Origin of the sequence: Phaeodactylibacter xiamenensis, from assembly GCF_000759025.1 — a bacterium.
GTDB lineage: Bacteria > Bacteroidota > Bacteroidia > Chitinophagales > Saprospiraceae > Phaeodactylibacter > Phaeodactylibacter xiamenensis.
The window spans coordinates 101,466-116,058 of sequence record NZ_JPOS01000079.1 but is presented as its reverse complement, the minus strand read 5'-3'; the positions used below and the strand labels follow the sequence as shown (position 1 = coordinate 116,058).

Annotated in this window: 9 protein-coding genes; 2 read left to right on the top strand and 7 right to left on the bottom strand. The window is 52.2% G+C overall.

Features of this window, described 5'->3' with window-relative positions; all coding sequences use genetic code 11:
• Nucleotides 1-64: 64 nt before the first annotated feature.
• The 7 genes from IX84_RS20530 to IX84_RS20500 all read right to left on the bottom strand — a co-directional run bounded on the left by IX84_RS20530 (nucleotide 65) and on the right by IX84_RS20500 (nucleotide 11,799).
• Complete coding sequence (locus IX84_RS20530) at nucleotides 65-1,723, bottom strand: S41 family peptidase (protein WP_044225154.1); 1,659 nt, start codon at nucleotides 1,721-1,723, stop codon at nucleotides 65-67.
• Between the two features lie 107 nt (nucleotides 1,724-1,830).
• The gene (locus tag IX84_RS20525) at nucleotides 1,831-3,114 is read right to left on the bottom strand and encodes a hypothetical protein (RefSeq protein ID WP_044225151.1); all 1,284 of its coding nucleotides are present in this window, start codon (nucleotides 3,112-3,114) and stop codon (nucleotides 1,831-1,833) included.
• A gap of 280 nt (nucleotides 3,115-3,394) precedes the next feature.
• Nucleotides 3,395-4,906: a T9SS type A sorting domain-containing protein gene (locus IX84_RS20520; RefSeq protein ID WP_044225148.1), complete on the bottom strand. Its 1,512-nt coding sequence runs from the start codon at nucleotides 4,904-4,906 to the stop codon at nucleotides 3,395-3,397.
• Between the two features lie 11 nt (nucleotides 4,907-4,917).
• Nucleotides 4,918-5,487 (bottom strand): T9SS type A sorting domain-containing protein, encoded by a 570-nt coding sequence (locus tag IX84_RS20515; protein ID WP_044225146.1) that lies wholly within the window; start codon nucleotides 5,485-5,487, stop codon nucleotides 4,918-4,920.
• Nucleotides 5,436-7,988, bottom strand: coding sequence for a M43 family zinc metalloprotease (locus IX84_RS20510; protein WP_160213854.1), 2,553 nt, complete (start codon nucleotides 7,986-7,988; stop codon nucleotides 5,436-5,438). The genes IX84_RS20515 and IX84_RS20510 overlap by 52 nt, the downstream gene beginning before the upstream one ends.
• Nucleotides 7,989-8,312: 324 nt before the next feature.
• Nucleotides 8,313-9,476: a hypothetical protein gene (locus tag IX84_RS20505; RefSeq protein ID WP_044225138.1), complete on the bottom strand. Its 1,164-nt coding sequence runs from the start codon at nucleotides 9,474-9,476 to the stop codon at nucleotides 8,313-8,315.
• Between the two features lie 1,099 nt (nucleotides 9,477-10,575).
• Nucleotides 10,576-11,799: an exo-beta-N-acetylmuramidase NamZ family protein gene (locus tag IX84_RS20500; RefSeq protein ID WP_238578311.1), complete on the bottom strand. Its 1,224-nt coding sequence runs from the start codon at nucleotides 11,797-11,799 to the stop codon at nucleotides 10,576-10,578.
• Nucleotides 11,800-11,833: 34 nt separating this feature from the next.
• On the opposite strand from IX84_RS20500, the gene IX84_RS20495 reads away from it, so the two are divergent.
• Together IX84_RS20495 and IX84_RS20490 are read left to right on the top strand one after the other, a co-directional pair.
• On the top strand, nucleotides 11,834-13,252 hold the full coding sequence (locus IX84_RS20495; protein ID WP_044225133.1) for an exonuclease domain-containing protein: 1,419 nt from the start codon (nucleotides 11,834-11,836) through the stop codon (nucleotides 13,250-13,252).
• Nucleotides 13,253-13,310: 58 nt separating this feature from the next.
• Nucleotides 13,311-14,573: a mandelate racemase/muconate lactonizing enzyme family protein gene (locus IX84_RS20490; protein WP_044225130.1), complete on the top strand. Its 1,263-nt coding sequence runs from the start codon at nucleotides 13,311-13,313 to the stop codon at nucleotides 14,571-14,573.
• Nucleotides 14,574-14,593 lie beyond the last annotated feature (20 nt).

The following is a 14,593-nucleotide window of genomic DNA, read 5'->3' as shown; positions in this document are numbered from 1 at the left end:
TATAAGTTATTAGACAAATGTATATTTTTCATACCATATTTTACAATATCAATTTTAGCGCTACTCAACGACCGATCAAATGCATTTCCACCCAATCCAGCACCGGGTCAGCGGTATTCAGATAACTGTCCTTGTCCGGTTCTACCCAGTGATCCGGAAGAAGCAGGTCTTTTGGAGCTTCCGGCGCCGGCCGTTTTTTGTGCCAGACCGAAATTGATATTTCTTCCTTGCTGTTAGGCAGGTTCACTCTGGATACAGCGGTTGCCCCTTCCGGCCGTTCACTAACCACCGTCCCAACCAACTGCCCAATGCCATTATCTTTTACCAGCGTAGCCAAACCGGCAGCGGCGCTACCAGTTTGAGGCCCAACCAGAAAAATAACCTGCCCGTCATACTCGGGTACGGGCGGCCGAAAGTATACCGGAGACCTGGGGTCCATGACAGGAGCAAAGAAATCAGCTTGTTCTAATCCGGCAGCGATTTCCAGACTGTCTACATTCACGAGTGTGCCATCGGCGGGCAATGATTGATTGAGTTTTTGGCAAGCACGGTCCAACGCTTTCCACTCTTCCTGGAATTGGGACCTTGATAAGGGAGAAAGGTAAATGTAGTCCTGTATGGGGCGCACAGCTGCCTGCGGGGCCAAAGCGTAGAGTAAAGGACGGGCCATTTCCAGATCACCTCCACCGTTACTGCGCAGGTCGATAACAAGGGTCCGAAGGTTTTTAGCGTTTAAATCGGTAAATACCTCCTGTAAAAAGGCATCAAAGTCCTCAGCATTGGGCCTGATCCAGCGAGTGGATTTCCCCTTTGCTGCCCGCCGGTACTCCCGCCTGAGAAATAGTCGGGCGAGCGGGCGGATAGGTGCCCGGACGTAGGTCTTCAGGCCATCCACCACTACTTCCCGGTCAAACATACCATTGAATTGAAAGTACCCGTATCCTTTATCTTCGATGGCCTGATACCAGAACCCATCCTGGCGAGGTTTGGAATGGCTACGGCGGGGCTTTTGGCTTTGCAGGTTGAAAGACTTACTGGGACCGGGGGCAACCCTAAGCTGCCTGGGCCCATCCGGGCAGGAACACTCAAGGGATAGGCCCTGTGCCGTATCGACATCCATACGGGCCAGGAGGCGGGGCCGGGAAAACAGCCAGCGCCGGTAGAGGTCGTCGCGAATGCCATATTCATGTTCCCGGGCCGTCATTTCCCCAAACGCTGCGGACAGGCTGTCCAAGCTACGGTTGCCAATTTGATCCACCCAACAACCAATCCAGGATGCCCCATAAATGGAATCGATGCGCTCAATATACCAGCCATAGCCTTCGTTTCGGGGGGCATAATTCAGCTGATAAGGATAAAACAGAGGTTCTTTCGGGTACCAGGACTTTAGCTGCCGGGTATGGTCATTACGGAAGGTGGCCAGTAATCGCTGCAATTCCCACCGGAATTCCTGTGGGCTGCATGGCAGGGCTAACGCTTCGATTCCGGCTTGCTCCAGGGCATCAAACGCTGCCGGCGAAAGGATAGATTCCCAATCGGGATAACTTTCACGTATCAGGCGGGCTGCGAAAAGGTAGTCTTGCTGATAAGGGTTGAGCGCCTTGTAAGCTGGTGTTTGAGTGACCGGGTGGCTGACCGGCTTGGTGCCTTTAAGCAGCACCTGTTCAATGGAGCAGGAAGAGAGCAGGAGGCCAAATAGCAGTAATGTAAAAACCTTCTTCATCGGGGTGCGCATTATTGATGCAATGAAAGTACGCAATTCTTTCTTAAGAAAATCGGCACAATCCGTGAATTGGCTCTGGCAAGGCATTTCATCTTGGAAGTCAACTTCTAATTGATCTCCACCTGATACTGCAGGACCGCCATCCAGAGCCGGTCGGTTTCGAAGACGCCGTTTTCCTGGGCCTGGAAAATGGGGCGGTTCTGTGCGCCCAGCGTCAGCTTACTGTTGTGCCCGTTGAACAACAGGTTGACCGCCAGCTCATAGGCCAGCATAGGGTCGGAAAGCCGGTCGTAACGGGCGTATTCCACAGAGGCATTGGGCTGCAGGCGGGCTTGAGTTGGCGTGCCCCCTTTTGGCAATAAATAGCCGGTTTGCCAAAACAGCACCTGCCCGGTACCAATCATTGGGAAGGCAGCGCCGGTGCCATTGAAGCTGGCTTCGCTCAGTAATAAGCCGGTGGCAGGATTGTTGGCGCCTAGGTTGCGCAGGTAGCCGGGCCCAAAGTCGTAATTGAAAAAGCCGAGGTAAGCCGTAAAGGCATCGGCAGTGCCCTTAAACACGGGCCACTCCACGTACAGGTCTGCGGCAAAGTGGAACATATCATGGTAATCGGGGCTCAACGCGCTGCCCGTCCACATCGCGCGGGGCTGCCAGGCAAAGCCTGCGCCCAGGTTGAAGATTTTCTTTTTGCCTAGGTAAGTACCGGCTCCAAAGGGCCCGTTTCCCTCATGGTCAGCAAACTGATGCTTGAGGTAGAAGGACCAGCGCAGGCGTGGGCGGGTATTGGCCCAGTCAGCGTAGGCACCGGGGTCGCCACTATCGTACTTTATCGGATTGTTCATGACGGCGCGGTAATCCCAGTTGCCAGCCTGCCCCTTCACCCAAATGCCCAGGTTGCGCCCCAGGTGATCGGTCTGGTTGACAGAGTAAAGGGAAAACAGGGGCGCATCCAGCCCCAGCATGGAGCGGCTGCTGCGCAAATTCAGGCGGCTCAGCCCGTGGTAGCCGGATTTCCCAAAACCAACGGCCAGGGCCCGGTGAAAGGCATACTCTGCGTAAAGGTCCAACACCCCGATTTGGAAGTCTGCATTGTTGCGGTAGTTGAGGTTGTTATTGCCAAAACCAGCGTAAACGAAAAGCTCGGGGGTCAGCTGCCCGCAGAAGTTCATCCGCAGGCGGCGGATGGATACATCGAAGTACTCACTGGTGGGCTCGCCGTAGATAACGGTACCGGGGTTCATCTGCGTATACCGCCCCCAGAGCTGGGCGCGAAGACTGGCTTTGAGGTAAGTCTGCCCGGTGGTATCCAGGTTGTACCGCAGTACGCCCTGTCCTTGCAGCACGCTCCATCCCATCATCAACACCACCAGAATTTGCAGGAACCGTTTCATATCGTCATGCTTTTGCCCGCAAGGAACAAAAGGCAGCACACTTCCGCAGTGACTTATCTCAGGGGGAGGGGTGATTTAGTGTTAAAATTACACTATGTGCGACTAAATGAGCATTCTGGAGTAAAAATGGCTTTTCAGGAGCTCTGCCCCGGTTTTTCCAAGTAGAACCTGCCGGATCCCAGAAGAAACCGGGATACGACAGGAGCAATGAGCTGCAAACTTTAACTTTAAACACTTTAACCTTCTACGGCCGACATAGCAAGTAGAGATGCGAAGTTGGCTACTTAATAACCACCCGTTCCACCCAAACCTGCCCCTCCACTTCCACGTGCAGGGCATACACACCCGGGGGCAACTCCGGCAACTGTAGCGGTACTTCTGGTGCAGATGGCTTTGTCACTGCCCATACCGCCTGCCCCTGTATATTGTAGAGCGTGAAGTGGCCCGTGCCCGTGGGCGCTGCGCCCGGCCAGGCGACCGTAAGGTGGCGGGAGGCGGGGTTAGGGAACACCCGCATACCCGGCTCCTCCATCGGCTCAGCCTCTGCCACACCCGTAAGCACCTCACAGGGCGTCTCCCCCTGACACCCATTGGCATCCGTTTTGATGATCCAGCAGCGGCGAGGGCCATCGCCATTAGCTTCTCCGCCACTGACTAAATTACCGCTGGACAGCTCTCCAAAGGAGAAAAAGCTCCCCCCGAGGATAGGATTATTAAGGGTGTCAAATGGAGGAAGGTAATAGCGCGACCAAAGCGAATCCCCGAAAGCCGTGAACTTAAATAGCCAGCCTGCACGGGTGGAGTTGCCATCTACATTTGTACTTACGTGGCCAGATCCTACGAAGTAGCCATCAGACACGTGCTTGATTTCGTGCAGGCCATTATTTCTAGAATGATAGCCAGAACGGTAAATAGGCCGCTGCCAGACGATCTCATGGTTGCTATTGAGGCGGGTCAGCATAGGCTGTACGATGTAAGTATTCCAGTCGATAATTTCCAGCGGCTGCTGCCCAAAGGTGATGATATCCCCATCTTCCAGGGCAACCAATTGCCGCAGCCATCCCATGTCCGCGTTTACTGAAGACTCCCAGCTATCTAAAAGCGCACCATCGGATATCCGGATACGGTGGAAAAAGTTTTTGCTATAGCCCAGGCTAACCTGCCGCTGACCCCCAGCTACTAAAATAGAATCCCCTAAAAGCTGTGCATCCTGGTAGATGTCCTTATCCTCATAATTCCCGTAGAAATTAAGCCGCACGGTTTGCCCATGCTCGTCCACAATGCGCACAAAGGGGTCGGGCACCCCATTGTCCCGGTCTATATCGCCGTACAACAAATACCCCTCTTCTAAAGGTATAGGGCTGCGGTAGTGATAATTGCTAACATCTTCAATGTCAGTATACTCATGACGGAACTCTTCGTTGAGCTGCTCATCCAGTTTAATAAAAATGGCATTAAAACGGATCGTGTAAGCAATTATAACATACCCCCCTCCATTTGCGGGTGCAAATCCACCAGCATTATCAAGCATATATAGACCTTCGCCTCCAAAGTCTGTTAATAGCTGGCTGGCTAACCGCTGCCCTGTGGAATCGTATGAAGCAATTAAAACGCCGCTTTCTAAGGAGTCAGTGCGAGCGGTACCTATGGCAATGACTGTATCATTATGAACCATCACCCTTTCAAAGAAATTACTTTGATACCCCAAATCTTCAGCAATATTAAAAGACTGTGCACTAAGGCCTACAGGCCCCAGCAGCAGCAATAAAAGTGCTTTGGTCACTAACTTCATGGCAGGCTTGTTTAGCGTGAAACAATGATTTTGTGATGCACCGGCTGCTGCCCGGCTATTTGCAGGCGTGCCCAGTAGATGCCCGCTGGCACCGGCAATTGCAGAGTGGTGCGCGAGCCAGTGAGCACGGACTGGAAGGCAGGCTGCCCCTGTAAGTTGTAAAGTATCAGGGAGGCTTGATCAGTCCCTTCCGGAAGGACGACCTGAAGGGTGCCTTGCGTGGGGTTAGGGAAAAACGCAGCACTCCTACGGTCCTGCCTGAGGTGCAGCTCCTTTGCCTGGGGCCCTCCGCTGTTTTGTTGAGCCATTGCCGGGCTCGGGCTGTTGCATTGTACCCCTGCTTCTATCCCGTTGCGCCGCAGAATTTCCGCAGCCAAATACCCAGCCTCGTTGCAGTACACCGTAAAACTAAATAGTTCCTCAACTAACGGTTTGGCCATTGGGGCTAGCTGTCCCTTTTCAGATACAAATGGCTGCAATATCTTAAACAGTTTAGAAAGGACCTCGTAGGTTTCCATTTGGTATGCCGTCAGCTTAACCAGCTCAGGGAGGCGCTTCCAGAGGGCCTTAAAAAAAGCCATATCCCAAAAAAGAATTCCTCCCGGGCCAGCAGGTACAGGCTGCCAAAGGTCTGGGTGTTTTCCAGCCACTGCCGGATAGAGTCTGCTTCTACCGCTACCGTATCCAAGGCATAATATCGAAGGATTTGCCTGGCAGCCCGCCGGCGCTCCTGCTCAAATAACCGGCTTTGCCGCTCCGCTTCCTCTTTTTGAGCTCCTGACAGCCCGGAAGCTACTTCCAGAAGGCTATCCCGCCGGAACCCAAAGTCTTCAAAACGAGCTTTGATAAGAATAGGATCTTCCGGGCAGGGCGGGGAGCAGGGGGCTTCGCCGCAGTATAATTCCTCGTCTAGCGGCTCAATTAGAACCCCTGTTGAAGAGCCTGGATTCTGAGATGGCGCTCCGGGTTTGAAATAGTAAATGATTTCATACAGATCATTCTGTCCCTCCCCGCTTTGATTACTGATGGAGGAGGCGAAAATATTGCCAGCGGGCGTAACCTCATTATCCTGATTCATCCCATGCTGCTCCTTTCTAATCGTCCCTCCGGGCTCAATCAGTATGTCCACACAATTCTCAGGGCCCGGGGCAACGCCGGGAGGCTCTGCCAGGAAGTCGTTGCAGAGGTAAACCAGCCCGTTTTCTTCGTTGCCATTATTAAACCGGGCGGCGTTTCCAACCTCCATCGAAACGTAGTCATTATTGATGATTTCATTGTCCAGCCCATGTCCCGTAACAGTACAGATGGTACCATAGTAGCTGCAGTCCTCGCTCAAGGCCCCCAGGCGGACAAAGGTATTGCCCGAAACGGTAAAGCCCTGCGCTGACCCAAAAATTTCGATACAGGATTTATCAATGGACAGTTCAGCATTAAAATAGGTGGGGTGCTCGTCCGCATTCATCTCAAATAGATTGTCCTGAATTTCGAAGCTACTGCAAAACCTAGAAACTATGCCCTTTGTATTTTTGGAAAACGTGCAATTACTGACTGCAAAGCTGCCCTGCTGTATGCCCAGGTTGGATGCCCGGATGCCTTGATATAGTTTAGAAAAAGTAGTGTTCGCTCGGCAGAAAAACCCAGCTTCCCGGGCATCAATACCAATGGCACGTTTTGGGCAGGCCCCGTTTGGGGCAGAACAATCAGCTGTCCGCTCGTCTGCAAAAGTGGTGTACCTGATCCGGGTGCCCCGGTTACCGCGCAGGACAATAAAGTAGGGCCGTTCGTCTGAGGCACCTTTATACTGGTCGTTGAGCTCAAAATTACCGAAAAAGACCTGATTGCTAGTCCCAATAGCATCATCAGCATCTACGCGTAAGCCTATCTTGTTGTTCATAAGCATACCTCCAAAGATGGTCACCTCCGAGCTATTGCCTACCGCATCTATCCCGCATACAGCATGCTCAATATTGCCCTGCCCAAAAACTTTTACGGCACCTCCCGACTCTACCTTTATACCCTGCCACATTTCATCACAGGCGCTTGTCAAGGTGTTTTTGATGTGGAGCGCTGCGCCAGTTTCTACCGTAATGGTTGCGCCCGGCAGCATCTGCAGGGGCGACAGTATTTCAAGCACGCCTGCTCCTGCTTCTACTGTAAAATTCCCTGTTACACCGGAAGGGACGGTGCCGGGGTAGGCTGCTTCCTGAAGCTGGATTTTATCCAATACGTCATCCGAATAGTAAGCATTCAGCTCCCGCAAATATTTTTTCATTCTCAAGGCCTGCTGTTCCGTAAAAGCATTCCTGCATCTATCCGGGGATATATAGTTCATGTAATTGCGCCGCACACTCGCTGGTATAGATTCACCGCCAGAGCAATCTGTAGGGTCAAGCTCAAAATCCTCATTCAGATCGTAGTCTGTATCACAAACGTAATCGCCACAGCAATAGCAAAGGTCTTCTTCTGAAGAGCAGAAGCCCACAGGTTCAGGAATATCCCCTTCATTGCACTCCCCAAGTACATCACCGGCAAAGGTATGCAACAGCCCCAGCGCATGCCCTACCTCGTGCACCGTTATAGTGCCGCTAGTGGCTAGTTCGCCAGCTTCCAAGCCCTTGACAGTTACATGGTTGCCAGGCAGTTGAGGCGCAAAGCCCAAAGGTTCCCCCTGGCCACTGTTAATGTAAATATTCAGGGCCCGTTCAACCTCATCTTCCGTTTGGAGGCTCCCCCTAATCAGCTCCAAAACACTTAACCCTTGCGGATTTTGATTTTGCAAATCAAAATAAGAACGATAGGTAGCTGGCGTAGCACAATCCGGCGTTGGCCCGTCTGCCAGGAAAAATATTCCATGCGGGTTGAACGCCTGATTGAGGTTGTCCAGCCCTTCTTGAGCCTTGACTGCCAAGTCATACCCCTCTGTACCCCACCAGGTATTGGCCTCGCTCGTTGCCTGCTCATCTATAAAATTGAACTGAACGCGCAGGAAATAGCTCTTGGGGTCTTCTTCGTACTCCCCGTACAAACCATAAGTGACGTAGCTTTGCCCGGTTGCGGTATGCAAGCCTGATATCATGAGCATGGAAAAAATAAGCTTAATATAGAATGTCGTGCGCAGAATTTGTGTGTGTCCTCTTTCGCCTGTTGGCTTCGGCGGATGGAATGTGTGTGTGTGTGTGTGTGTAAACATGAGGTCCGTTTTTTGCGGTTAGTGAATAATCGGTAAGATACGGATTTGGGTGGAGAAAAACAATGTTGGGAGCTCGCCCGTTTTAGCTGGAAGGCGAAAGGAAGCTAAACCTCACAACCTCCTCGCAAAGGGAAAACCAAGACCGGATAGATGCTCCGTCAAAAATTTAGATCAGCACAATAGCTTTATAGCCCTGCAAACCTCCTCACCCTAGCCCTAATCCACAAATAATATGCGCCCGCTCGTGGTACGCTGAAACGGCTGTTGATCCAACTCCCTGAAGCAGTCAAGCCTTGCGCGCCAGAAATAAATCCCCGCAGCCAAAGAAAGCTTTGTCTGGCTCAGGCTTTCCTGATCGCCTGACCAGACTTTCTGCCCGGCGGCATTGAAGAGTTCAAGCTTGTAACTTTCCACATTACGGGAAGGTAAAGCACGTAATTCGGCAGGCAGCCGGCTGGGAGAAGGAAAGGTTATATCACAGAAACACCCATCGGTTTCAACGGTAAAAGACTGCTGGAGGATATCACATCCATAGTAATGATTGAGCGTATACCTTCCTGGCCTCCGGGTTTGCAGCACAGGTTCTATACCTTCCCCAACCCAGTAATAGCCATCTGCATCAGGCAACCCCTCGAGCATTGCACTGCCACTATCGCAAATCACAGTGTCCTTTGGAGGTAATTGGGTGATAGAGCTGCCTGTTTCTCCGCATCGTTCCAACACGACCTGATCTACGTAATAGTAAGCCCAGGGCAAAGCATTCTCAACCCCTGTTTCCTCAAAAGTGGTACGTGCCTGATCGTATAGATTACCAATAAGCAGGTATTCTTCGCCACCCTCAGCCAGGTACTGCCCCCGGATTTCCATCCATCCGGAAGTATCCGAAAGGACACGACCTTCAAGGTTTTTTACCGAATAATAATACCTGCTCAAGCTATCCTGTTCAGGCCGGTTGTGCAACAGCATAGCCCCAAAATCATCGGTCCGGAACTTTGACCGCTCCGAAAGACAAACCTGAAAACTTAGGGTATAAACCTCCCCCGGCTCCAATGGCGCTGTCAACTGCACTGCAAGAAACTCCCGGGCATCCAAAGGATAAACAATCATACCTGCATACCCATCGCCCATATAAGGTTCCTGAAATCCACGATGATTAGCCGGCACACTGGCAACAGCGGCATAAGACCGATGAAAAAACTCTGTCGTAAACAGCAATATGAACCAGTCTACAGAACGATTGACCCCTGTTGGCCTGAATTCCGGATCATCAATTACCAGCTCAAAGGACGGATTCGGTACCAGGTTTTGAGCGGAAATATGCTGAATCATTAGAGCATGCGCTACCAGGCAAACACCTACCCGTAGAATTAATGGAATCATTCTCGAAATTTTTGTCATAAGAACGCGTGCAAATAAATTGAGCTCTAATACCGCACGTCCTGGTAGACCGTGTACTAGGCGAAATTATATTCACTAGCAAACAGTTACAAAAATGGTTCTATAATAAGAGTTCGTACAAGTACTTCCTGAGCAGTTGTAGGTATAAGTCATAGTAACACCTACAGGCACGTTATCGCTGCTACTACCTGGCTTATTAGCCGAGGTTGCAACAACGTCTATGTCAACTGTATAAGTTGGGCTAACACCACTCCAAGGACCTCCTCCGCAAACAACAACTCCCGGGTCAAAAGTCCAGTCTATATCTGTTACATTGCTCCCGCACGGAATACTATATAGATTTTGTACTAATAATTCAACTTCTGAACAGTCGTTTGTAGTTACATTACATATCTGATCATACGTAAAGGTCATAGAGCAAGAAGAATCACTTGAATCATGAGCCAAAACTTCATGTGATGATATAAATGAAAAGGAAAAAAGAGTAAGAATGGTTAAGGTTTTCAATAGGTTAAGCATGGTAATGTTTTTTATAGTTTTAAACAATGTACTATGTAAGATGCAAAAAAAAAACAGAAGCTCCTAAACTTTAACACTTAAGGGGAAGAAAACTGAAAGGTAGGATGAGCTATCCGTTTGCCGGTTACACGGTTTTGCTATGAAACCTGCCGGATACCGGTAAACTACCCGCGAGGTAAGCTCTACGACAGGAGTACTGGCTGCTGGGGTAGAGCTTAAGCCTAGTCCTTCCCAGGCGCTCTACTCCAGCTTTCCTAGGTAGAACCTGCAGCAGAGCAGAAAGCTCTACGACAGGAGCATTAGGCTGCTGGGGTAGAGCTTAAGCCTGGTCCTTCCCAGGCACTCTGCTCCAGCTTTCCCAGGTAGAACCTGCCAGATCCCGGTAAAACCGGGACACAACAGGAGGGCTTTGCTGCTGGGGTAGAGCTTAAACCCGGCAATTGCCAGGCGCTCTGCTTCAGCTTCGCCATGGAAACCTGCCGCAGAGCAGAAAGCTCTACGACAAGAGCACTGAGCTGAAACTAAAGCGCGAAGGGAATGCGCACCTTAACACGCTGCGAAGTCAGGGATAAAGCAAATACCCCTCCCGCATCTCCCGGTAAGCCGTTAGCCCTTCTGCCCAGGAGGCCCGGATTTCCTCCGCCGATTGACCAGCGACAATGGCTTTGCGCAAGGCATCTGTGCCCGCCAGCTTGTCGATAAAGAGGGTCTCCAGAAAGAAGTTCGCCTTATTCGGGTAGGCTTGGTAGAAATCAACGAGGTAGTCAAGGTTCAGGTAGCCTTCCCGACGAATGTGCTCAGGTGCAGTGCTGGCCAGAGAAAAGCCGCGGCAGCGCTTGCCTTCCAGTTTGGGATATTTGGCGCCGGGCATGGGCTCCGGCGTGAAGTAGTAATCGCCAATGGTAGCATCGGGATGACCATAGACCTGGAATTGGGTGTTCGTCCCCCGGCCTACGCTGACCACCGTGCCTTCAAAAAAACAAAGCGACGGATAAAGGTAAATGGAGCGGTTATTGGGCAGGTTCGGGCTGGGCTTTTCCGGCAATTCGTAGGGTGTGGAATGGGTATAGTTCAGGCAGGGCACCACTTCCAGTTCGCACTTGATACCACCCTTAAGCCAGCCTTCGCCATTGACCATTTTGGCATATTCCGCAACCGTCATGCCGTGTACAATCGGCACCCGGTGCATGCCTACAAAGGACTTGAAATCCGGGTCAAGGATTGGGCCGTCCACGTAATGCCCGTTAGGATTGGGGCGGTCGAGGACGAGGACTTTGATGCCTTGTTCCGCACAAGCCTCCATGACGTAGTGCAGGGTGGAAATGTAGGTGTAAAAGCGCACCCCCACATCCTGAATGTCGAATACCACGACATCCAGGCCTTGCAGTTGGGAAGGTTTCGGCTTTTTATTGTCGCCGTAGAGGGAAATGATGGGCAGCCCGGTTTGTTTGTCTTTGCCATCCGTCACCGTCTCTCCGGCATCAGCTGTGCCCCGGAAGCCATGTTCCGGTGCGAAGATTTGTCGGACGTTGACGCCCTGAGCCAGGAGCGTATCCACGAGATGCGTGCTGCCTATGACCGAGGTGGGGTTGACGACCAGCCCCACGCCTTTGGCTTTCTGCAAGTCCGGCAAATAGGCGTCCATACGCGCTGCACCGAGAACGAGCGTGCTATCGATGTCCACAGCCAATGGTATATCAACCGGCTGAACCGCCTTTTCTGACACACTTTTTGCACAATTTAGTGGCAAAAAGCCCAGTATTACAAACAAAATTTTTAACTTCACAACATATTGTTTTTTTACTGACGGAGATTAAACTATGCAACCCAAGCGTTACGCGATTGTCGACCTGGAGACTACCGGAGGCCGGGCTTCCCGCCACAAGATCATTGAAGTGGGCATTGTCCTTCACGATGGGCAGCAAGTCCTGGACACCTACAGTTCTTTGGTCAACCCCGAGTGCTACGTCCCCTACGGCATCACACAACTAACGGGCATTACGCAGGAAATGGTGCAAGATGCGCCCAAATTCTACGAAGTAGCCCGAAAGATAGTGGAAATGACGGAAGGCGCCATTTTCGTGGCACATAATGTGCGCTTTGACTACAGCTTCCTGAGGGAGGAGTTCAAACGGCTCGGCTATACCTATTCCCGGAGGAACCTGTGCACGGTCCGCCTGAGCCGCAAAGCTTTCCCGGGGCTGCCATCCTACAGCCTGGGCAACCTCATCAAATGGATGGGGTGGAAAGCCGATGCCCGCCACCGCGCACTGGATGACGCCCTCGCCACAGCCGAGCTGCTGCGCCGCATTCTGGCAGAAGAGGACAATCAAAAGCAAGTCGTGGACATGGTCAACCTGGGCATCAAAGAATCCCTGCTGCCCAAGTCCTTCGATATGGAAAAGATGCATGCCCTGCCTGAGGAATGCGGGGTGTACTACCTGCACAACGCTCAGGGAGAAGTGGTTTACGTAGGCAAGAGCATCAACATCAAAAAGCGCATTGCCGAGCACTTCGCCGACAAAACAGAGAAAGCGGGGAAGCTGCAACGGCATGTGCACGATATCACCTACGAAATTACCGGCAGCGAGCTGGTGGCCCTTTTGCTGGAAAGCCACGAGATCAAACGCCTCCATCCGCCCATCAACCGGGCACAGCGGGTGCGGCGCTTCCCTTATCTGGTGCATACCCTTACAGATGAGGCCGGCTATATTTGCTATGAAGCCACACAGGCAAATGCTGCCCGCCGGAAAACCCTGCAGGTCATTTCGGAGTATCCCAAATTTGCCCACGCCCGCAACCACCTCAACCGCGTCCGGGAAGCCTTTGAGCTTTGTGCCCGGCTTTGCAAACTACAGCCCGGCAATAGCGGTCCCTGCTTTCACTACCACATCAAGCAGTGCCACGGTGCCTGCGCTGAACAGGAATCAGTGGAAGACTACAATGAGCGGGCCCTGGCAGCCAGAGAAGTGCTTTCCACAGTATTCGAAGAAGACTTTTTCCTGCTGGATGAAGGCAGGGAGCCTGGAGAATTGGCAGTCATTCTGGTTGAAAATGGCAATTATCAGGGCTTTGGCTACCTCGATGAGGAAGGGCTGAATGGCAGCATGGACAACCTCCGGGACGCGATTACGCCCTACGCGGGCAATCCGGAAACCACACGCCTCATACAGCGCTACCTAAACAAAAAGCCACACCTGAAGCGGATTCCGGTGCAGACGGAAGCAGTGGAGTGGTAAAGGGTTACGCCTGCATTTGTGAGTATTCCTATTGACGAATCAATCCAATCCCGCAGCAATGCAGCCCAGACGATCTTTTCTAAAAAAAGCCATTGGCGCTTCCGCCCTGCTTGGTGGTTCCTTTGGATTCCGGCAGGCCCCGCGCAATGCGCCCGACCGCAGTGACCTCCTTAAGCAATTCCAGGCTATTGAGCGAGAGCCCATCGTTCAGCATCAGCACATTCCCAATCCGGTACCCATCAGTGATATTGGTGTCTACCGCAATGGGGAGCACTTCTTCCTGCGTGCCCGTTCCAAGAGCGGAGTGGAAGGCATCGCTGCAATGAAGCCTAAATATGCTGAGCGCCTTTACCCGATCATTTACGAAATGGTGGCGCCCATTCTCAAAGGTAAAGATGCCCGCAAATGGGATGAACTGCTGGACGACTTATACCTCAAAAAGCTGAACTACAAATGGCAGGGGCTCGCACTTTGGGTAGCGATAGCCTATGTGGAGATTGCGGTGCTGGACATGCTGGGGAAAGCCGGGGGCGTACCCATCAGTACGCTGCTGGGAAGCCGGGTGAGGGATGAAGTCGATATCTACTATGCGAGCGGCCGGCGGGGCAATGCCCCGGAAGCAGAAATGGAGCACCTGCTAGAGCTCGTGGAAGCCTCCGGTGCCAAAGCCGTAAAGTACCGCCTGGGTGCGCGCATGCACTACACCGATGAAAGCATGGCCCGCGACAAAGCGCTCATTCCGCTGGTGCGGAAAACCCTGGGCAGTGATGCCACCATTTACACCGATGCCAACGGAAGCTTCGATGTGCCCACGGCTATTGAAATTGGGCGCATACTGGAAGCGCACGGGACCGACTTTTTTGAGGAGCCCTGCCCCTTCGACTACTACGACGAAAACAAAGCCGTAGCCGATGCCCTGAACGTACCGGTAGCGGGTGGAGAAGAAGAGGCTAGCATGCGCCGTTTCATGTGGTTCCTTACCGAAGATGCCCTGCAGGTCGTACAGCCAGACCTGCTCTTTTTCGGTGGCTTAGTCCGATCCGCTAGAGTTGCCAAAATGGCCGAAATTGTGGGCAAGCCCTGTACGCCACACATCTCCGGTGACGGGCTCGGCTTCCTCTACATGATGCACTTTGCGTCATTCGTACCCAATATTGGCCCCTACCAGGAATTTAAAGGGAACGAAGATGGCATCCCGATAGAGAGCAGCGTGAGCCTGCAGCCCAGTGAAGGCAGGATCAGTGTGCCGGATGCGCCAGGGCTCGGCATCACTTTTGACCCGGCATTCCTGGATAAGGCAGAGCGGGTGAAAGCGCTGTGATTTATGACCATATCCAGCGA

Excerpts from the sequence above, each read along its gene's own strand:
- IX84_RS20495 (WP_044225133.1), top strand. The coding sequence starts at position 11,834 with ATGCAACCCAAGCGTTACGCGATTGTCGACCTGGAGACTACCGGAGGC.
- IX84_RS20505 (WP_044225138.1), bottom strand. The coding sequence starts at position 9,476 with ATGATTCCATTAATTCTACGGGTAGGTGTTTGCCTGGTAGCGCATGCT.
- IX84_RS20525 (WP_044225151.1), bottom strand. The coding sequence starts at position 3,114 with ATGAAACGGTTCCTGCAAATTCTGGTGGTGTTGATGATGGGATGGAGC.
- IX84_RS20490 (WP_044225130.1), top strand. The coding sequence starts at position 13,311 with ATGCAGCCCAGACGATCTTTTCTAAAAAAAGCCATTGGCGCTTCCGCC.
- IX84_RS20510 (WP_160213854.1), bottom strand. The coding sequence starts at position 7,988 with ATGCTCATGATATCAGGCTTGCATACCGCAACCGGGCAAAGCTACGTC.
- IX84_RS20530 (WP_044225154.1), bottom strand. The coding sequence starts at position 1,723 with ATGAAGAAGGTTTTTACATTACTGCTATTTGGCCTCCTGCTCTCTTCC.
- IX84_RS20520 (WP_044225148.1), bottom strand. The coding sequence starts at position 4,906 with ATGAAGTTAGTGACCAAAGCACTTTTATTGCTGCTGCTGGGGCCTGTA.
- IX84_RS20515 (WP_044225146.1), bottom strand. The coding sequence starts at position 5,487 with ATGGCTTTTTTTAAGGCCCTCTGGAAGCGCCTCCCTGAGCTGGTTAAG.